We start from the raw sequence: 19,807 nt of genomic DNA, 5'->3' as shown, positions 1-19,807 counted from the left end.
GCGTGTGCTCATAACAGAGATGTTACTCGCTAGTAGCTTGAAGGCCAACCCGCCCCCCGCACACAACTGAGGCAACCCTCACCTGGATGCGCCCGACCACCGTCGCCGGGCCCGTCAGAGGCAGTCGGCCAGTGCCGACCGGGCGGGGCACGGAACCCCCGCACCCACCTTAGTGACCGGTCCCCGGCCCTCGGCGGGCACACCACCGCGAAACGGCGAACGCTCCCCCTCCCGCAGGGGAGGGAGAGCGTCCACGACGGGCCGCGTCCTAGCTGAACCAGTCCGACGGACCGCTGAGCGGACCCGTGGTCCAGATCGGTGCCGCGCTCAGCCCGATGGACAGGATGAGCATGGTGAGCAGCACGACCGCGACCACCACGCCCACGTACACGTACAGGTTCGAGAACCGGGCCCGCTCCACCAGCCAGACCGCCTGGTGACGAGCCTCACGACCGCTGGGCATGATGTAGCTCAGCAGGATCATGACGAAGACGGCGAAGGCGCCCGTGTAGTTGGCCCCCTCCCCCGGCACGTCCATGATCCGCGCGTAGACCATCCCGACCAGGATGCCGCCCAGCAGGTAGATCAGGCCGAACCCGACCGTGCGCAACGCCATCCGCCCGAAGGCCCACGGGAAGCTGAGCGCCACCACCATGCTGTCGGAGCTGCGCGGGCCACGCGTCTGGAGGCGCCGGGCGTGCTCGGCCTTGACCACGTCCAACGCACCCAGGCCGGCGATGACCACGATGCCCAGGAAGATGCCGATCCACGGGAACCACAGGGCCACACCGGCCAGCGACACCATGATCGGCACGAGCACGAGCGGGTGCATCCGCCAGTGGTCGTCGTAGTACTCGTCGTCCTCGTCCTCGTCGTGGTACTCGTCGCCCTGGCCGTCGCCGCGGAAGTAGTCGCCGACCCGGTCGCCCCGGCCGCGCCGGAACCGGCCGAGCAGACCGCCCCGCCCCTCGTCGAAATCGTCCTCGTCGAACTCCTGCGTGCTCTTGGCGCGCCCCTCCTGGCCGACCGGGGTGAGGATGTCCTGGAAGGCGTTCGGGTCCAGCGGCGAGTTGAAGAACTGGGTGTGCGGGGAGTCCTCGGCCACCTGCGGGCGGCGGTCGGCCTCCTCCTGGTGGCGGGCGATCTCGGCCTGGCCCATCATCATGGTTCCGGCCGGGTCGTCGCTGCGGGCCAGCTCACCCGGGTCGAAGCGCTGGGTACCGAGCACGTCGTCCTGGCCGGGACGGATGCGCTCGGTGCCCTGCGGGTCGTTGAACTCGTTGGACGAGACCGGCGTGATGCGCTGGGTGCCGGGCAGGTGGGACAGGTCGTCGGTGGCCTCGTCCGGCTCGCCCCACGAGGTGGCGGCGGCCCTGCCGCCGCTGAGGTCGTCCGTGGCCTCCGCGTCCTCACCCCAACCGGAGGAACGAGCGCCGCCGAGGTCGTTGGTCGCCTCGTCGTCGGCGTTCCAGCCCGAGCCGGTGGAGGCGGGCCGACCGCCGCCGAGGTCGTTGGTCGCCTCGTCGTCGGAGCCCCAGCCGCCGGAGCCCGCGTGGTGGGTCTTCGGAGCGGAGGGGCTGGCCCACGCGCTCGCGGTGTTGGTGGGGTTGCCGCCCCGGGTGTGCGCGGGGCCCCAGCCGTCGGTGGCCCGGCTCGCGAGGTACCCGGCCGCTCCTCCGGCCACGGCACCGGCGGCACCGGCGGCGGCCGCGCCCCCGACACCGCCGCCCGCGCCCGAACCGCCGGCGTGGCCGCCCGAGGCGGCGGGGCCGGTCCCGGGGTGGGGAGCGTGCAGGGTGTGGCTGCCGGTCTGGCCGGTGGGCGGCAGGCCTCCGGAGGGCTCGGTCCAGGGAAGGTCCAGGTTGAGGCGCCCGGTCTCCTCGACCAGTTCGGCGGCCGTCGGGCGCGCCGACATGTCGCGGGAGACCGCGCGGTTGACGAGCGGGCGCAGCGCCTCGTGCATCCCGTCCATGTCGATCTCGCCGTTGAGGATGCGGAAGAAGATGACCTCGAACGACCCGGCGCCGTAGGGCGGACGGCCGGTCGAGGCGAAGGCGACGGTGCCGCCCCATGCGTGCACGTCGGTGGCGGGGCCCAGGTCGGTCCCCTCGATGACCTCCGGGGACAGGTAGCTGGGGGTGCCGACGAACGTACCGGTCTGGGTCAGCTTGGCGCCGTCCACGGCGTGCGCGATGCCGAAGTCGATGACGATCGGCTCGCCGTTGGAGATGATCACGTTGCCGGGCTTGAGGTCGCGGTGGATCACGTCCACCGCGTGGATGTCCTTGATCGCCCGGGCCATACCGGTGACGAAGCGGGTCAGAGCGCGGCCGCGCAGGGGGCCGTGGTCGGTGACCGTGGCGTCCAGGGTCGGCCCGGGGATGTACTCGGTGACCACCCAGGGCAGTTCGGCCTGGGTGTCCGCGTCGATGACCTCGGCCACGTTGGGGCTCTGCACGCGGCGCATCGTCTCGACCTCACGGGCGAGCCGGGCGCGCGCGATGTGGTCACCGGCGACCTCGGGCTTGAGGACCTTCACCGCGACGAACTGGTCGGTCCGGGGGTCCTCGGCCTGGTACACCACGCCCATGCCGCCGGCGCCGATGCGGCGACGGATGACGTAGTGGCCGATGCGCTCCGGCAGCTCCTCACCCGTGGGGAAACCTGCCGACATTGCCATCGAGAACTCATCCCCTCAAAAGACCACATACCACCACGTCCAGCTTATCGGCCGGGGGGATGGGTCACCATTGGCTTGTGCGGCCCCTCCGAGGGACCCTGCGGTCGGTTCGGTCCCGCTGGAGGTGCGGGCGCCACAGGCGCCACCGGGGACTCCGAGCGGACCGCCCGTCTTCGGACGACCATTGACGAGTATGACGGAAAAACCACGCGAGCGGTTCCGCGCCCACCGTCCGGGCTGGCCGGTTCCGGACGTCTTCCCAGGGTCCCGTATCGCCACATAACGTGGCAAAAAGTCGAAGCAACGACAAAGTTATGCAAAGCCTGACGCGAGTCCGGGGCGGGCACCGGGAGGGACGCCCTGACACTACCCGCCCCGAACTGCGCGAACGACCCCCGGCCGGTTCAGCGGCCGACGAAGGTGGCCTTGCCCGGCCCCTGCTCGACGAAGCTCCGCATCCCGGCCTTCTGGTCCTCGGTGGAGAACAGACCCGAGAAGTGCAGGCGCTCGATCTCCAGACCGGTGTCCAGGTCCGTCTCCAACCCCCGGTCGATCGACTCCTTCGCGGCGGCCAGCGCCACCGCGGGACCGTCCACGTACCTCGCGACCAGGGCGACCGCGGCGGCGTAGACCTCCTCGTCGGGCACGACCTCGTCCACCAGGCCGATCTCCCGGGCCTCGTCGGCACGCACGTGACGGCCGCTGAACACGAGGTCCTTGGCCCTGGCCGGGCCGATCAGACGGGGCAGCCGCTGCGTACCACCCGCGCCGGGGATGACACCCAGCTGGATCTCGGGCTGACCCAGTTTCGCCTTGGTGCCCGCGACCCGGAAGTCGGCGCACAGCGCCAGCTCGCAGCCGCCGCCCAGCGCGTAGCCGCTGATCGCCGCGACCACCGGCTTGGGAATGCGCGCCACGGCCGTCAACGCGTTCTGGAGGGCCCGCGAGTACTCCAACATGCCCGCGTGGGTGAGGTCGGCCATCTCCTTGATGTCGGCCCCGGCCACGAACGCCCGCTCACCGCCGTAGAGCACCACCGCACGCACGGAGGTGTCCGCGGACACGGCGGCCGCCGCCTCCGCGATCTCCCGGGTCACCGTGCCGTTCAACGCGTTCAGCGCCTTGGGACGGTCGATCCGGATGACGGCCACGCCGGGGTTCTCCGGGTCGGCCTCGACGCGCACGAACTCGCCCACGTTCTCCACCTTCTTCGCTTCGACGTCAGTGTCCGCTGCATACCTAACCACCCGCGTCAGCGGAACAGGAGCACCAGGGTCCCCAGGCGGGCCGACAGGGCGTAGGCGCAGACCAACAGCAGGACGGTCCCGGCCAACAGCAGGGTGTCGGCCGTCCGCCAACGGCTGTGCCTGGCGCGGGTGCGCGCCCCGGTACCGAAGGCGCGCGCGTCCATCGCGGTGGCCAGCAGGGTCCCGGTACGGATCGACCGCACCAGGAGCGCGAAGAGCCGCCCGAAGAAGAGCGACACGATGCGCAGGGGGTTGCGCCCGGCCTCCAGCCCGCGCGCCCTGCGCGCCAGCGTGATGGTCCGCCACTGGTCGGCGAGGAGCGGGATGAGCCGCAGCGCCGCGAGTACTCCCATGGCGGGGCGTTCGGGGACCCGGAGCCGCTGGACGAGACCGTCCGCCATCTCCGTGGGATCGCTGCTGACCGCCGCGAGCAGACCGGGCAGGGCGATGGCGAGCAGGCGCACCGCCGCGCCCGCCGCGCCCTCCAGCCCCTGTTCTCCGTAGAGGTAGTTGACCGCCCCGCTGCTGAGCCCCATGAGCACGAAGGGGCCGCCCAGAACCAGGAGGGTGCGCCGGTCCACGCCGCTGAACGGGACGGTGAGGAGCACGGCGAGCAGCACGACGCCGCCGGTGACGGCGTCCACGGCGGGAATCAGCCCGATCCCGATGATCAGGGCGGCCAGCAGTTTGGCGGCCGGGTTGAGGCCGGTCAGCCAGTAGCGGGCGCCGCCCCCCTCGGGGACGTCCAGGGTCAGGGTGTCCCCGCCCGCCCCGTTCGGCGCGGTGTCGTCGCGGGCGCTCACGCGTCCCCCTCTCGTGCCGTGGTGGACGCGACCGTCCCGACGCGGGTCGCGCGCCCTCCGGCCACCCGTACCTCCACGTCCGTCAGGTGCCGCAGGAGGAGCGTGTCGTGGGTGGCCATGGCCACGGCCCGCCCCTCGGCGCGCAGGACGCCGAGCAGCTCCACCAGTTCCGTCCAGGTGCGGGTGTCCTGCCCGAAGGTGGGTTCGTCCAGCACCAGCACGTCCGGGGCGTGCGAGGGGCCGGAACTCAGGGCGGTCGCCACCGACAACCGGCGCTTCTCTCCCCCCGAGAGCGTGTACGGGTGCACCTCGGCCAGACGGGTCAGACGCAGCCGTTCCATCAGCTCGCCCACCCAGGCGTCCGTCTCCGCCTCGCCCATCCCCGCGCGCAGGGGCGCGAACCGGAGTTCGTCGCGGACCGTGGCCGTGACGAACTGGTCCTCGGCGTGCTGGAACACCGTGCCCACGTGGCGGGCCAGGCGCCGGGCGGGCCAGCGTACGAGCGGACGGCGGTCGGCGGCGGCCAGCGGGCCGCGCGGCAGGACCTGTCCCCGGTGCGGGCGCGAGAGCCCGGCCAGCATGGTGAGGAGCGTGGACTTGCCCGCGCCGTTGGGTCCGGTCAGAGCGGTGGCGGTCCCGGCGGCCAGGGCGACGTTCACGTGGTCGAGTACCGTGCGCCGGGGGGCCGCGCGCACTCCCACCTGGAAGGGCGTGCGCGCGGCGACGTCGACGGTCTCCAGCAGGGGTGCTCCCCCGGGGCCGGGGGTGAGCTCGGGCACGGGCTCGTTCCCCGGAATCCACACCCCCTGGTCGGCCAACGACCGGCCGTGTTCGGCGAACACGAGGTGCGGGGCGCCGTCGGCGATCACGCCGCCGCCGGGTTCGACCACCACGACCCGGTCCACCAGGTCGACGACGTCGGCCACCCGGTGTTCGACCAGGACGAGGGTGGCCTCGGTCTCGGCGAGCAGGCGCGACAGCAGGTCGCGGACGAGCGCGGCCCCGGCCGGGTCGAGGTTGGCGGTGGGTTCGTCCAGCAGCAGCAGGCGCGGCCGCATGGCCAGCGCGCCCGCGATCACGAGACGCTGTTTCTCGCCTCCGGACAGGGCGCCGGTGGAGTGGCGGAGTCCGTAGGGGAAACCGACCTCCCCCAGGGCGCGCTCGACCCTCGGCCAGATGAGGTCCCGTTCCACCCCGAGGTTCTCCAGGCCGAAGGCGACGTCGTCCCCGGCCCGGGCCATCACCAGCTGGGTCTCGGGGTCCTGGCTGACCAGCCCGGTGCCGCCGCGACCACGGTCGGCCGGAACGCCGTCCACCAGTAGCGAGCCCTCCCGCTCCCCGCTGATGGCACCGTCCTCGCCGGTGAGTCCGGCCAGGGAGTGCAGCAGGGTGGACTTGCCCGCGCCGGAGGCGCCGAGCAGCAGGACCCGCTCCCCCGGTTCGATGATCAGGTCCACCCCGCGCAGGGCGTGGGTGCCGCGGCCGGAGTGCCTCCAGCCCCAGCCGGACAGTTCGACGCGGGCCCCGCGCGTGTCGGGTCGGGTCACGGGGTCAGCCCCGGGCCGAGGGGAAGGGGGCGAGCGCGCCCGCCCTGGCCAGCGCGGTGGTGAGCAGGCGCGCGCCCACCCCCGCGATGACGGCCGAACTCAGCACGACGATCACGCCGTAGGTGATCTGGTACTCGATCGGCCAGGTCACGTTGTAGGCGATGTTGTCGCGCACGGCCGGGGAGATCCCGGCGACCGCGGCGGCCAGCACGGCCACACCCGTGTTCCAGCGCCGGTAGGCGAAGGCGAGGAAGACCAGTTCGGGCAGCAGCCCCTGGAGGGTTCCGTCGAGGATCACCATGACCCCCCACTGGGTGCCCAGCACCGCCGAGACCGAGGCCGCGGCGATCGAGGTGAGCAGGGCCGCGCCGGGCTTCCTGATGATGAGGCCGCCGAGCACGCCGGAGATCATCCACATGCCGTAGACGACGGCCTGCCCGGGCGGAAAGGCGACGAACAGCGGCGTGGTGACCGACCAGACGATGTTCCACAGCCAGAAGACGACGCCGACCGCCACGCCGATGACGGAGGCCACGACGATGTCGACGGTGCGCCAGCTCCTGAGCCCGGCCAGGACCCCCTGGACGAAGCCGCCCGGCTCGTCGGCGGTGCCGGGCCCGGTCTCGCGGTCGCTTGCTGTACTCATAGGTGGTTGACGTCCCTTCGTCGGTGTGACGAGGGGCCGTGTGGCCAAGAGCGCCGACCGGGCGCGCGCGGAAGGCGCACGCGCGGTGACGGTTTCCTACGACTTCCTTCGCTGGCATGACCCAGATCAGGTGTGTAAGGGTCTGCGGCCTGGTGCCGCACTCTCAGCGCTCACGCGCTCCCCTGTCGGATTGCCTCCATTATGGGGCAAACAGGACGAACAATGAAGTCCTTCCCGGCACACCAGCGGGGGCGCGTGCGACGGTGACCGCCGACCGCGCCCCCGACGAGGGCCTCCTCGGGCGCCGGGGGCGCCCCGAGGTCAGCAGCTCAGGTTCGACCCCGTGGTGGTCCCGAGGATCTGGGTGAAGTGCGTGAACGTGTTGATGCGGCTCTGGACCTGTTCGGGGTTGCCGCCGTTGCACTCGATGGAGCCGTTGATGGAGCGGATCGACTCACCGAAGCCGTGACCGTCGACGATGGCGGTGTGCCCCGACATCGTCCCGGCGCCGGACTGGGTGTTCCAGAACCAGAGGCCGGTCCGCCACGCGATGGCCGCGTCCTGCTCCACCAGGTACGGGTTGTTCAGCAGGTCGATGCCGAGGGCGTCACCGGCGGCCTTGTAGTTGTAGTTCCAACTCAGCTGGATCGGACCCTTGCCGTAGTAGGCGTCCTGTCCGGCCGGGCAGCCGAAGGGCTGGTTCCAGTCACAGTAGTGCGGGTAGTTGTCCTCGTTGATCTCCTTGATGTACACCAGCCCGCCGGTCTCGTGGCTGACGTTGGCCAGGAAGGCGGCGGCCTCGCGCCGCTGCACCTCGACGCTGCCGGTGTTGGTGAAGCCCGGGTAGGAGCTCAGGGCGTCGGTGAGCCCGGCGTAGGTGTAGAAGGGGTTCCGGTTCGGGAACATCTGGTTGAACTGGGCCTCGCTGACGACGAAGTCACTGGGGGCGGGCTGCTCGCCGCCCCCGCCGTCGCCGCAGGGCCCCTGGTCGGCCCAGACGTCCGACGTTCCGGGTCGCTCGTTCTGTGTCCACCACTTGGCGGTGTAGTTGCGGCCCTCGTAGGAGACCTGGCCGCCGCCGTTGTAGACGGCGGACGGGCTCCAGCCGGTCGCGCAGACGGCCGCGGCCTGCGCGACGGTGGCGGGAAGGACGACGAGCACAGCCGCGAGCGCGCCGAGCGCGGCCAACTGGCTCAGGAGACGTCGGATCACGTGATCACACTCCTAGGGTGCGGCGCGGCGTCCGACCGCGCGCCGCGGGGGGTGACGTCACCTAAGCAAGAGTGGTCTAGACCTGTCAAGGCCTTCCGCCACGGAATGTGAGAACCGGGTGACGGTACGGACAGGGACGGCGGCCCGCCCGCGCTCTCCCGCGCGGACCCCGGCGGGGATGCCCGCCCCGGGACAGCCGTGCGGGACAGCCGTCCGGAGCCGCGGCGGCACGGGGGCACCTCCGCGAGCGGCCACCGGACGCCCTCTCGTCAGCGGGCCGCCCCACCGGCGCCCGTCAGGCGAACTCCGCGCAGTGACGCGGTGTCCGGGGGCTGGCGGCCCGAGTCAGGCGGCCAGGAGGGCTCAGGGGGGAGCGGCCCCGCGAAGGCCCCGGATGCCTCGGAGGACACTGGACGACGGGCGGAGCGGAGCGCCTTCGTTTCAGGCCCTACGTACCGTCGTCACCTCCGGTACCGCTCATGTCCCCTTCGCCACCGGTACCGCTCGTGCCCCCGGTGCCGCTCGTGCCTCCGGTGCCGCTCGTGCCTCCGGTGCCGTCGGTACCGCCCGAGCCTTCCGTACCGCTCGTCGCGCCGGTGTCCCCCGTTCCACCCGTCTCGCCCGTACCACTTGTCTCTCCCGCCCCTTCAGTACCACTCGTCTCCCCGGTGCTACCCGTACCGCTGGTCCCACCCACACCGTCCGAACCGTCGGTCTCACCCGCGCCGTCGGTGCCCCCCATGTCACCCGTCGCGCCGGTTCCGTCCGTCTCACCGGCGCCGCCCTCGGTACCGCCCGTCCCTCCGGTGCCGCCCGTCTCGCCCGTGCCGCCACCGTCGTCGTCCTCGTCACCCCCGCCGCCCGGTCCGTCCCCGGCGTCGTCGCCGCCCCGCTGCTCCGGCGGCTCGGTCTTCGGGTCGCCAAAGGACTTGGGCGACCTCGCGAACGCGTCCTCGGGCAGGTGCGCGGTGGCGCCCCGCATACTCTCCTGCCAGATCGGCCCGGGCAGCGTGCCGCCGTAGACGATCCCGTAGTGGCGCCCGCCGATCGTCACGTTCTGGAGCGGGTTCTGCTCACCGCCCCGCACGTCGCCCACGACCACGGCGGAGGCGAGGTTCGGGGTGTACCCGGCGAACCAGGCGTAGGCGGCGCCGTCCGTCGTGCCGGTCTTGCCCGCCGCCGGCCGCCCCAGGTCCAGGCCGTTCGCGGTCCCCCCGTCGAAGGTCTGCTGGAGGAGGTGGTTGACCCCGTCGGCGGCGTCCCGCTCGACCCTGCGATCACACTCCGACGCGGTCTTGAGCTCCTCGTCGGTCCCGTCGACGGCCACCGAACGCACCGGCCGGGGCTCGCAGTACACACCCCGCGCGGCGAAGGTCGCGTAGGAGGCGGCCACGTTCAACGGCGACACCTCCTGGTCCCCGAGGGTGAAGGAGTTCCACACCCCGAGGTCGCCGCCGTCCGCGCGGTGCACTCCGGCCCGCTCCGCCATCTCCGAGGTCTCGCACAGCCCCACCCGCTTCTGGAGCTGGGCGAAGTAGGTGTTCACCGACCCCTTGGTCGCGCTGATCATGTTGTGGTCGCCGTCGTCGCTCTCCCCCGCGTTGCGCACGCTCCACGCGGCCTTGTCGTCCCCGTCGCAGTCGCTCATCCCGCTGACGGACATGTTCCTCGGCGAGGAGAAGCTGGTGCCGTACCCCATCCCCTTCTCCAGGGCCGCGGCCAGCGTGTACGTCTTGAAGGTGGACCCGGCCTGGTAGCCGGAGGTCCCGCCGTCCGCCTGGTCCACCGCGAGGTTGAGTGACGTGGTCCCGACCGCCTCGTCGTCGAGTCCGTACCGCAGGTTCTGCACGAGGCCGCGCACGCGCCCGGAACCCGGCTCGACCATGGCCTGGGCGGCGAACTTGGTGGAGTCCTCGCTCGGCACCCGCGCGTCGACGGCCTCCTGCGCGGCGTCCTGCGCGGCGGTGTCGAGCGTGGTGCGCACGGTCAGACCGCCCTGGACGATCCGCTGTTCGCGTTCCTCGGCGGTGTCCCCGATCAGTTCCGAACCGCGCAGCCAGCGCATCGTGTAGTCGCAGAAGAAGGGGTAGTCGCTCTCCGCGCAGCTGCCCCCGCGCGGGGTGGGGTCGATGCCCAGGTCCTTCGCCTTGTGGGCCTCGGCCTCCCGCGCGTCGAGCGCGTCGGTGTCGACCATGCGGTCGAGCACGAGGTCGCGGCGTTCCCGGGCGTCCTCGGGGTTGTTGAGCGGGTCGTAGAAGGAGGGGGCGCGCACCAGCCCGGCCAGCGTGGCCGACTGTCCGGGGTCGAGGTCGGCCGCGGGGACGCTGAAGTACCGCTGTGCGGCGACCTCGATGCCGTGCGCGCCCGCGCCGAAGTAGGACAGGTTGAGGTACCCCTCCAGGATCTCGTCCTTGGTGAGGCGGTCCTCGACGTCGATGGCGTAGCGCAGTTCCGAGAGTTTGCGGGTCAGGGTGCGCGCGCTGGCGCCGTCCACCTCGTCCTCGGTGTCCGCGGTCTCGATGAGGAGGTTCTTCACGTACTGCTGGGTGAGGGTCGATCCGCCCTGCATGTCGCCCTGGGCGGTGCGTGTGGCCGCGCGGAGGACACCGCGCAGGTCGAGGCCCTGGTGTTCGTAGAAACGGTCGTCCTCCACGGCGATGAGGGCCGCGCCGACCCACGGGCTGATCTGGTCGAGGCCGACCACCCGGCGTTCGCGTTCGGCGACCTCCGCGAAGGGGGTGCCGTCGTCGGCGGTGAGCAGTACCTGGGAGGACAGACTGGGGACCTCCAGGTCTCCGGGCAGGGACATGAAACCGGCCGCGGCGTCCCGGGCGACCAGCCCGACACCGCCCACCCAGGGCATGACCAGGGCCGCGGACAGGACCCCCGCGATGATCCCGAGCCCGGACAGCCTGAGCAGCGCCTCCCGCCGGTCCCTCGGCTGGTCGTGCTTGAGGAACCCCCGGAACGCCTCCAGGAACGCGTCTCCCCGGTTCGACTCCGCCACGTCGCCCCCCTCCGGCCGTGTGCTGCCCGTGCGTCACACGGCACGAACTCTGCGTGGCCCAGACTCTCAGCCGTCGCGCAAAGGGAAGTCCGCCAAAGCAGGAGAGTTAGCGAAAAACTTCTCAAATGCATGGCAAAGCTGACAGATGCCTCATTGTTCACAAACCATGACAGGGGATCACGACACCCGGACGACCGGAACACCGCCCCACGACTGGTCGGCGCATTCCAACATCCCTACCCGGGCCGAACACACCTCCAACATGAGCCCCGAATGCTACGAATTTTCGTGATGGGGAATACGAAAACAACCACAGAGACGCCGGAATCGCTTGCCATATTTTGTCCGCAATGCCGATATCCACGAGGGGAAACGCGGCAATTACCGGACCTTGCCCCCGGCGCGAGATGTGACGAGGATCACTGTTGGCCTGCGGCCCTGGCACTCAGACAAACCCCACGTGAGGACGGACGATGGACAGCGGCGGGCACCCAAGCCGCAATCCGGACAGTTCTCGATCCGGACCTTCGTTGATCCCGCCATTCCTTGAAACACACTCCTGCTTTCCTCTTTCCCGGCGCGGGCCCTTTCCGCGCTGTGCCACAACGCCCGAACCACGACAATTACGGTGTAGCCAGTGATCGGACGCCTGCCCATCCTCGACATCACTCCCGACAACGACCTCGGCCCGGTGAAAGCCGTTCCCGGAGAACGCTTCACCGTGGGAGCCACCGTGATCCGAGAGGGACACGACTCCCTCGCGGCCGGTGTCGTCGTCCACTCGCCCCGGGGCCGCCGCGAGGCGCTGGTCCCCATGCGGGAACGCGCCCCGGGAACCGACCGGTACGAGGCGCAGATCAGCCTCCCCGGCGAGGGCGACTGGTCGTTCTCGGTGGAGTCGTGGACCGACCCCTTCACCACATGGCTGCACGTCGCGCGCGTGAAGCTCCCCCTGGACACCGACACCGCCCTGGTCCTGGAGGAGGGCGCGCTCCTCCTCGCTCGGGCCGCGCGCCGCACCCCCCGTACACCCGCGCTGAACGCTGCCGCCAAGGTGCTGCGCGACACCTCCCTCCCTCCGATGGAACGCTTCGGGACGGCCGTCACCGACGAGGTCGTCGAGGAGATGGAACGCCGCCCCCTGCGCGAACTCGTCACCCGGTCCCCGCGCACCAGGGTGGTCGTCCACCGCGAGCGCGCGCTCTTCGGCTCCTGGTACGAGTTCTTCCCCCGCTCCGAGGGCGCGCAGGTCGACACCGCCCCCGGCCAGGAGGCCTCCGGCACGCTGGCCACCGCGGCCAAGCGGCTGCCCGCCATCGCCGACATGGGCTTCGACGTCGTCTACCTCCCGCCGATCCACCCGGTCGGGCACGCACACCGCAAGGGGCGCAACAACACCCTCCAGGCCGGGCCGGGCGACCCCGGCTCCGTGTGGGCGATCGGCTCCGCCGACGGCGGCCACGACGCCGTCCACCCCGACCTGGGCACCCTCGCCGACTTCGACGCCTTCGTCGCCGAGGCCGACGAGCACGGCCTGGAGATCGCCCTCGACCTCGCCCTCCAGTGCTCCCCCGACCACCCCTGGGTGACCGAGCACCCCGAGTGGTTCAGCACGCGCGCGGACGGGTCCATCGCCTACGCCGAGAACCCTCCCAAGAAGTACCAGGACATCTACCCGCTCTGCTTCGACCACGACTTCGAGGGCCTCTACAAGGAGTGCCTCCGGGTGGTCCGGCACTGGATCGGCCACGGCGTGCGGATCTTCCGTGTCGACAACCCGCACACCAAACCCGTCGCCTTCTGGGAGCGGCTGCTCGGCGACGTCGCCAAGAGCGACCCGGACGTGCTCTTCCTCGCCGAGGCGTTCACCCGCCCGGCCATGATGCGCACCCTCGCCAAGGTCGGCTTCCACCAGTCGTACACCTACTTCACCTGGCGCAACGGCAAGGACGAGCTCACCGAGTACCTGACCGAACTCAGCCAGGAGACCGCGCACTACCTGCGGCCCAACCTCTTCACCAACACCCCGGACATCCTCAACGCCTACCTCCAGGAGGGCGGCCGCCCCGCCTTCGAGGCGCGCGCGGTACTCGCCGCGCTGCTCTCGCCCACCTGGGGCGTCTACTCGGGCTTCGAGCTGTGCGAGAACACCCCCGCCGCGCCCGGGAGCGAGGAGTACCTCGACTCCGAGAAGTTCCAGTACCGCCCCCGCGACTGGGCCGCCGCCGACGCCGCCGGAACCACCATCGCCCCGCTGCTCACCCGGTTGAACGAGCTGCGCCGCGCCCACCCCGCCCTGCGAGAACTGCGCAACCTGCGGTTCCACCACGTGGACCGGCCCGAACTGGTGTGTTTCTCCAAGCGCCGACCGGGTGGCCCCGGTGAGCCCGACGACGTCGTCATCGCCGTCGTCAACCTCGACCCGCACCACGCCCGCGAAGCCACGGTGCACCTGGACCCGCCGTCGATCGGCCGCACACGAGAGGAGGAGTTCAGGGTGACCGACGAACTGACCGGACGCGCCTACACCTGGCGGGCGGACAACTACGTCCGCCTCGACCCGGCGACCGGACCCGCGCACGTCTTCACCGTCCACGGCAGATGACGGCCCCAGACGGGCGGGGCCGCCACCCGGGCCGGGTGGCCTCCCCTCCCACGTGCGCAACGCGTGTTGATCCGACGTCGAACTTTCTTGGTGGGGAGCAGTAGATGAGCAACGACGAGCCCGGACCCGTCGTCCACGAGCACACCGAACACGGTCCGCTCGCCCCGGCCACCGGGGCCGCCACCGGCCCGCTCATGTCCACGGGCGGCGCCAGTGATCCCCACTGGTTCAAGCACGCCGTCTTCTACGAGGTGCTCGCGCGCGGGTTCTTCGACTCCAACGGCGACGGCACCGGCGACCTCACGGGCCTCGTACGGAAGCTGGACTACCTCCAGTGGCTGGGCATCGACTGCATGTGGCTGCTGCCCATGTACGAGTCGCCCCTGCGCGACGGCGGCTACGACATCTCCGACTACTTCAAGATCCTCCCCGAGTTCGGTACCACCGCCGACTTCGTGGAGCTCCTGGACGAGGCCCACCGCCGGGGCATCCGGGTCATCACCGACCTGGTCATGAACCACACCAGCGACCAGCACCCCTGGTTCAAGGCCTCCCGTGAGGACCCCGACGGCCCCTTCGGCGACTTCTACGTGTGGTCGGACACCGACGAGCCCTACGACGAGGCGCGCGTCATCTTCGTCGACACCGAGACCTCCAACTGGACCTACGACGAGGCGCGCGGCCAGTACTACTGGCACCGCTTCTTCTCCCACCAGCCGGACCTCAACTTCGAGAACCCGGCGGTTCAGGAGGCGATCCTGGAGGTACTGCGCTACTGGTTGGACCTCGGCATCGACGGGTTCCGCCTGGACGCCGTGCCGTACCTGTACGAGCGCGAGGGCACCAACTGCGAGAACCTCAAGGAGACCCACGAGTTCCTCAAGCGGGTGCGCGCCGAGGTGGACCGCCTCTACCCGGACCGGGTGCTGCTGAGCGAGGCCAACCAGTGGCCGTCGGAGGTCGTCGACTACTTCGGGGACTTCGCGTCCGGCGGCGACGAGTGCCACATGAACTTCCACTTCCCGCTGATGCCGCGCATGTTCATGGCGGTGCGGCAGGAACAGCGGTTCCCGATCTCGGAGATCCTCGCCCAGACCCCGGAGATCCCCCGCAACTGCCAGTGGGCGATCTTCCTGCGCAACCACGACGAGCTGACCCTGGAGATGGTCACCGACGAGGAGCGCGACTACATGTACTCCGAGTACGCCAAGGAACCCCGCATGCGCGCGAACGTGGGGATCAGGCGGCGGCTCGCGCCCCTCCTGGACAACGACCGGAACCAGATCCAGCTCTTCACCGCGCTGTTGCTGTCCCTTCCCGGGTCGCCGGTCCTGTACTACGGCGACGAGATCGGGATGGGAGACAACATCTGGCTGGGCGACCGCGACGCGGTCCGCACCCCCATGCAGTGGAGCTCCGACCGCAACGCGGGCTTCTCCAAGGGTGACCCGGCCCGTCTGTACCTGCCCCTGATCATGGACCCGGTGTACGGGTACCAGGCGGTCAACGTGGAGTCCCAGCGCGAGAACCCGGGTTCGCTGCTGAACTGGACCCGCCGGATGATCCAGATCCGCAAGCGCCACCCGGTGTTCGGCACCGGCGCGTTCACCGAACTCGACGCCACCAACCCGAGCGTGCTGGCGTTCATCCGCGAGCACGGTGACGACCGCATGCTGTGCGTGAACAACCTGTCCCGCCACCCGCAGCCCGTGGAGCTCGACCTGTCCCGTTACGCGGGGGTCAGCCCGGTCGAGTGCGTGGGCGGGACGGCGTTCCCCGAGATCGGCGAACTGCCGTACCTGCTGACCCTGCCCGGGCACGGCTTCTACTGGTTCCAGCTCCCGGCCGCCGCGCGCACCGGCGCGCCCGAGGCGGACGACCACGGAGGCGCCCCCACCTACGGGCTGCCCTCGGCGGGGGTCCGTGCCCGGGACGCCCTCGACGCCGGCCGGCGTTCCGTGCCCGGCCCGGCGTCCGGTGCCCGGCAGGGGGACGGCGGCGGGAAGGGAGACGGGCGGTACTGAGATGTCACAGCTAGAAGAACTCCTGGCGGTCTGGCTCCCCCGGCAGCGGTGGTTCTCCGGCAAGGGGATACCGCTCCAGCAGGTGCGGGTCGAGAGCCGGTACACCCTGGTCTCGGCCGGCCCGGGCGGACCCGACCTGAACGTCCTCGTCGTCCAGGCGGGGCAGCGCGGCCTCAGCTCCCGTTACCAGGTGCTGCTCGGTTCCCGCCCGCCCCGGTCCCTGCCACCCGACCTGGCGCGTGCGGCGATCGGCGTGTGCCAGGTCTCGGGCAGCCGCCCCAGGGTGGTGTACGACGCCGCCCACGACCCTCAGCTGACGGCCCTGCTGCTGGAGAGGTTCGCCTCCGGCGGTGACGCCGAACGGCGCGGCAGGGTGCGGTTCCGCACCCTGCCGGGGACCACCGTGGACGCCGTCGGTCCGGGGCGCCTGCTCACGGGCGAGCAGTCGAACACCTCGCTCGTGTACGGCCGGGAGTACGTCCTCAAGACCTTCCGCAGGCTCTGGCCGGGGCACAACCCCGACCTGGAGCTCAACGTGGCGCTGTCGGGCTCTCCGTTCGTGGCGCGGCCCTGCGGGTGGATCGAGGCGGACCTGTCCGGACACTCGACCCCGACCACGCTCGCCCTGCTCCAGACGTTCGTCCCGGACGCCACTGACGGGTGGGTGATGGCCACGGCCGACGTCCGCACCCTGCTGGACGGGGTGGAGGCCGACTTCAGCGAGGAGGCCGCCCGGCTGGGGCGGACCACCGCCGAGGTGCACAGCTCCCTGGCCCGGGCGCTGCCCACCGACGTGCTGTCGGCGAGCGCCGCGAGCGAGCTCGCCGACGCCATGGTGGAACGCCTGGCCATGGCCAGCGCCGAGGTCCCCGAACTGGCCGAGCACGCCCCACGGGTGATGGAGGCCTACGCCGACTTCGCCCGGCTGGACGAGCCCCTGCCGATTCAGCGCATCCACGGCGACTACCACCTGGGGCAGGTCATACGGCCCGCCTCCGGGTGGGTGCTGTTGGACTTCGAGGGCGAACCGACCGTTCCGGTGCGCGAGCGCCAGCGGCTGTCCAGTCCGCTGCGGGACGTGGCCGGGATGCTGCGCTCCTTCGACTACGCGGCCGGGTACCTGCTGGTCGACCGGGACGACGATCCCGGGCTCGCGTGGGCCGCCCGGGACTGGGCCCGGCGCAACCGGGAGGCCTTCTGCCGGGGCTACGCCGAGGGGGGCGGAGCCGATCCCGACAAGCACCTGACGGTCCTGCGGGCCTTCGAGTTCGACAAGGCCGTCTACGAGGTCCTCTACGAGGCCCGTAACCGGCCCCACTGGCTCCGGGTTCCGTTGGAGTCCATCGCCACCGCCGCCGGAGCGCCCCGCGTTCCCGGCTGACCACCGGGGCGGCCGCCGTTCACCCGCGGCGGCCGCCCCGTCCCCTTCCCGCCGTCCCTCGGTCACGACCTCACGCCATCCGACCACGACGAGTCACCACGGAGTCGCATTGTCACCGCGTACGACCAGGAAGTCCTCGACACCCGACGATCAGCCGCCGAAGGCGCCGAGGAAGGCCGCCACCAAGGGATCGCAGGCGAAGGGCACGGAGTCGAGGAGCACGCAGGCCAAGGCACCCGCCGCGAAGAGGGCGGCCCCGAAGGCGGGCACGGCGAAGACGGCAGCGGCCAAGGAGGCCGCGCCGAAGCGGGTCGCGGCGAAGGAGAAGCACCCGAAGGGAGCCGCCGCCGGCGGTACCGCGAAGAGGGCGGGAGGCACCCCGCCGAAACCGACCGCCAAGCGCACGCGCGCCACCGCCGGGATCTCCGCCGAACTGGTCGCCGACATCGACCGGATCGTGGACGGCTGGCACCACGATCCCCACTCCGTCCTCGGTCTGCACGGCCGCGACCTGCGGGTCCTGCGCCCGGGCGCCGTCGGGGTGGACGCCGTCCTGCCCGACGACACGCGGGTCGCGCTGACCCACCGCCACCGTGGCGTCTTCACCGCCAAGCTCCCCGCCCGCACCGCCGACTACCGGATCGCGGTGCGCTACGAGGAGGACGGCCCGGAACGGGTCGAGGCCGACCCCTACCGTGCGGCGCCCACCCTGGGGGAACTCGACCTCCACCTCATCGGTGAGGGCCGCCACGAGGAGCTGTGGCGGGCGCTGGGCGCGCACACCACCACCGTCGACGGGCCCATGGGCGAGGTCGCGGGCACCGGCTTCGCCGTCTGGGCTCCGGACGCGCGCGGCGTGCGGGTGATCGGCGACTTCAACTACTGGAGCGGGACCGCGCACCCCATGCGCAGCCTGGGCGCCACCGGCGTGTGGGAGCTGTTCGTGCCCGGCCTGGGCGACGGCGACCTCTACAAGTTCCAGGTCCTGGGCGCCGACGGGCACTGGCGGGACAAGGCCGACCCCATGGCGCGGCGCACCCAGGTGCCCCCGGCGACGGCGTCGGTGGTCACCACCTCCGAGCACGTGTGGACCGACGAACAGTGGATGGCCGAGCGCAAGGGCGTGGAACCGCACCGCGCCCCGATGAGCGTGTACGAGGTGCACCTCGGCTCCTGGCGACCCGGCCTCGACTACCGGGAGCTGGCCGAGCAGCTGGTGGCCTACGTCGTCGACCTCGGATTCACCCACGTCGAGTTTCTGCCGGTGGCGGGCCACCCGTTCGACGGGTCGTGGGGATACCAGGTCACGTCGTACTACGCCCCGACTCCGCGCTTCGGTTCCCCGGACGAGTTCCGCCACCTGGTGGACTCCCTGCACCGGGCCGGGATCGGGGTGTTCCTGGACTGGGTGCCGGCCCACTTCCCCAAGGACGAGTGGGCGCTGGCGCGCTTCGACGGGACGGCCCTGTACGAGCACCCGGACCCCCGGCGCGGCGAACACCCCGACTGGGGGACGCTGATCTTCAACTACGGACGCACCGAGGTGCGCAACTTCCTCGTGGCCAACGCCCTGTACTGGCTGGAGGAGTTCCACATCGACGGCCTGAGGGTGGACGCCGTCGCGTCGATGATCTACCTGGACTACTCGCGGGACTCCGGGCAGTGGGAGCCGAACGCGTTCGGCGGTCGGGAGAACCTAGAGGCCATCGACTTCCTCAAGGAGCTCAACAGCACGGTCTACCGGCGCAACCCGAACGTCGCGATGATCGCGGAGGAGTCCACCGCCTACACGGGCGTGACCCGGCCGGTCGACCAGGGCGGCCTCGGCTTCGGGATGAAGTGGAACATGGGCTGGATGCACGACTCCCTGGAGTACGTGAAGAAGGAACCGGTCCACCGCGAGTACCACCACGACGACATCACCTTCTCGATGGTCTACGCGTACAGCGAGAACTACGTGCTGCCGCTGTCGCACGACGAGGTGGTACACGGCAAGCAGTCGCTGTTGAACAAGGCTCCCGGTGACGAGTGGCAGCGCGCGGCGACCCTGCGGGCGCTGCTGTCGTTCATGTGGTCGCACCCGGGGAAGCAGTTGCTGTTCATGGGCGGGGAGATCGCCCAGGGGGACGAGTGGTCGCACGAGCAGGGGGTGCCGTGGTGGCTGCTCCAGTTCGAGCACCACGCGGGGGCGCAAAGGCTGGTCCGAGCCCTGAACCACGCCTACCGGCCGCGCCCGGCGCTGTGGTCGCTGGACACCGATCCGGCGGGGTTCCGCTGGCTGGACGGGGGCGACCGGCAGGGCAACACGCTCAGCTACCTGCGCCACGGCGAGGACGGATCGGTACTGGCCTGCGCGGTGAACTTCTCCCCCGTCCCCCGTCCGAACTGGCGTGTGGGGCTGCCCTCCGAGGGCCGGTGGACGTCGGTGCTCAACTCCGACGACGCGCGCTTCGGGGGCTCCGGCCACCCGGCACCGGCCTCCGTGGAGGCCTCCGCCCAGGAGTGGCACGGTCAGCCGTTCTCCGCCGAGATCACCCTGCCCCCGCTGGGGGCGGTCTGGTTCGAGCCCGAGCGCTGACCCCTCCGTAGGGGAGGCGGGAACGTGCCCCGGGGCGCCGTCCACAGGCGGCGGCCCGGGGCTTTCGCGCGCCCGGG

At 71.3% G+C, this 19,807-nt stretch carries 12 protein-coding genes and 1 riboswitch; of the genes, 4 read left to right on the top strand and 8 right to left on the bottom strand.

The window, feature by feature from the left end; genetic code table 11:
- Positions 1 to 268: 268 nt before the first annotated feature.
- From ACFYL4_RS18535 to ACFYL4_RS18505, 7 genes are all read right to left on the bottom strand, one after another.
- Positions 269 to 2,680 carry a protein kinase gene (locus tag ACFYL4_RS18535; protein WP_387519498.1) on the bottom strand — a complete coding sequence of 804 codons (2,412 nt, stop codon included), beginning with the start codon at positions 2,678 to 2,680 and terminating at the stop codon, positions 269 to 271.
- 404 nt (positions 2,681 to 3,084) lie between these two features.
- Complete coding sequence (locus ACFYL4_RS18530; protein WP_357758373.1) at positions 3,085 to 3,885, bottom strand: enoyl-CoA hydratase-related protein; 801 nt, start codon at positions 3,883 to 3,885, stop codon at positions 3,085 to 3,087.
- A gap of 47 nt (positions 3,886 to 3,932) precedes the next feature.
- Positions 3,933 to 4,730, bottom strand: coding sequence for an energy-coupling factor transporter transmembrane component T family protein (locus ACFYL4_RS18525; protein WP_387519496.1), 798 nt, complete (start codon positions 4,728 to 4,730; stop codon positions 3,933 to 3,935).
- Complete coding sequence (locus tag ACFYL4_RS18520; protein WP_357758021.1) at positions 4,727 to 6,277, bottom strand: ABC transporter ATP-binding protein; 1,551 nt, start codon at positions 6,275 to 6,277, stop codon at positions 4,727 to 4,729. The genes ACFYL4_RS18525 and ACFYL4_RS18520 overlap by 4 nt, the downstream gene beginning before the upstream one ends.
- A gap of 4 nt (positions 6,278 to 6,281) precedes the next feature.
- Positions 6,282 to 6,923 (bottom strand): ECF transporter S component, encoded by a 642-nt coding sequence (locus ACFYL4_RS18515; RefSeq protein ID WP_357758018.1) that lies wholly within the window; start codon positions 6,921 to 6,923, stop codon positions 6,282 to 6,284.
- Between the two features lie 86 nt (positions 6,924 to 7,009).
- Positions 7,010 to 7,117, bottom strand: a riboswitch (TPP riboswitch).
- A 127-nt stretch (positions 7,118 to 7,244) separates the two neighbouring features.
- Entirely contained in the window at positions 7,245 to 8,135 is an 891-nt protein-coding gene (locus tag ACFYL4_RS18510; RefSeq protein WP_387519493.1) for a glycoside hydrolase family 19 protein, read from the bottom strand.
- Between the two features lie 448 nt (positions 8,136 to 8,583).
- Complete coding sequence (locus ACFYL4_RS18505) at positions 8,584 to 11,142, bottom strand: transglycosylase domain-containing protein (protein WP_387519491.1); 2,559 nt, start codon at positions 11,140 to 11,142, stop codon at positions 8,584 to 8,586.
- Positions 11,143 to 11,779: 637 nt separating this feature from the next.
- Between ACFYL4_RS18505 and ACFYL4_RS18500 the strand changes: the two genes are divergently transcribed.
- From ACFYL4_RS18500 to ACFYL4_RS18490, 3 genes are all read left to right on the top strand, one after another.
- On the top strand, positions 11,780 to 13,747 hold the full coding sequence (locus tag ACFYL4_RS18500) for an alpha-1,4-glucan--maltose-1-phosphate maltosyltransferase (RefSeq protein WP_357758012.1): 1,968 nt from the start codon (positions 11,780 to 11,782) through the stop codon (positions 13,745 to 13,747).
- Between the two features lie 104 nt (positions 13,748 to 13,851).
- Positions 13,852 to 15,771, top strand: coding sequence for a maltose alpha-D-glucosyltransferase (gene treS, locus ACFYL4_RS18495; RefSeq protein WP_357758009.1), 1,920 nt, complete (start codon positions 13,852 to 13,854; stop codon positions 15,769 to 15,771).
- Between the two features lies 1 nt (position 15,772).
- A complete protein-coding gene (locus tag ACFYL4_RS18490) occupies positions 15,773 to 17,152 on the top strand; it encodes a phosphotransferase (RefSeq protein ID WP_357758006.1) in 1,380 nt (459 codons plus the stop codon).
- Between the two features lie 150 nt (positions 17,153 to 17,302).
- Here ACFYL4_RS18490 and ACFYL4_RS18485 read toward each other — a convergent pair whose 3' ends face one another.
- Positions 17,303 to 17,599, bottom strand: a complete 297-nt coding sequence (locus tag ACFYL4_RS18485) for a hypothetical protein (protein ID WP_357758003.1) — start codon at positions 17,597 to 17,599, stop codon at positions 17,303 to 17,305.
- Positions 17,600 to 17,609: 10 nt separating this feature from the next.
- Between ACFYL4_RS18485 and glgB the strand changes: the two genes are divergently transcribed.
- A complete protein-coding gene (gene glgB, locus ACFYL4_RS18480) occupies positions 17,610 to 19,730 on the top strand; it encodes a 1,4-alpha-glucan branching protein GlgB (protein WP_387519488.1) in 2,121 nt (706 codons plus the stop codon).
- Positions 19,731 to 19,807 lie beyond the last annotated feature (77 nt).

Origin of the sequence: Nocardiopsis sp. NPDC006938 (assembly GCF_042869555.1) — a bacterium.
Classification (GTDB): Bacteria; Actinomycetota; Actinomycetes; order Streptosporangiales; family Streptosporangiaceae; genus Nocardiopsis.
Note: the sequence above shows the minus strand (reverse complement) of the source record. Positions and strands in the feature narration are given on the sequence as shown.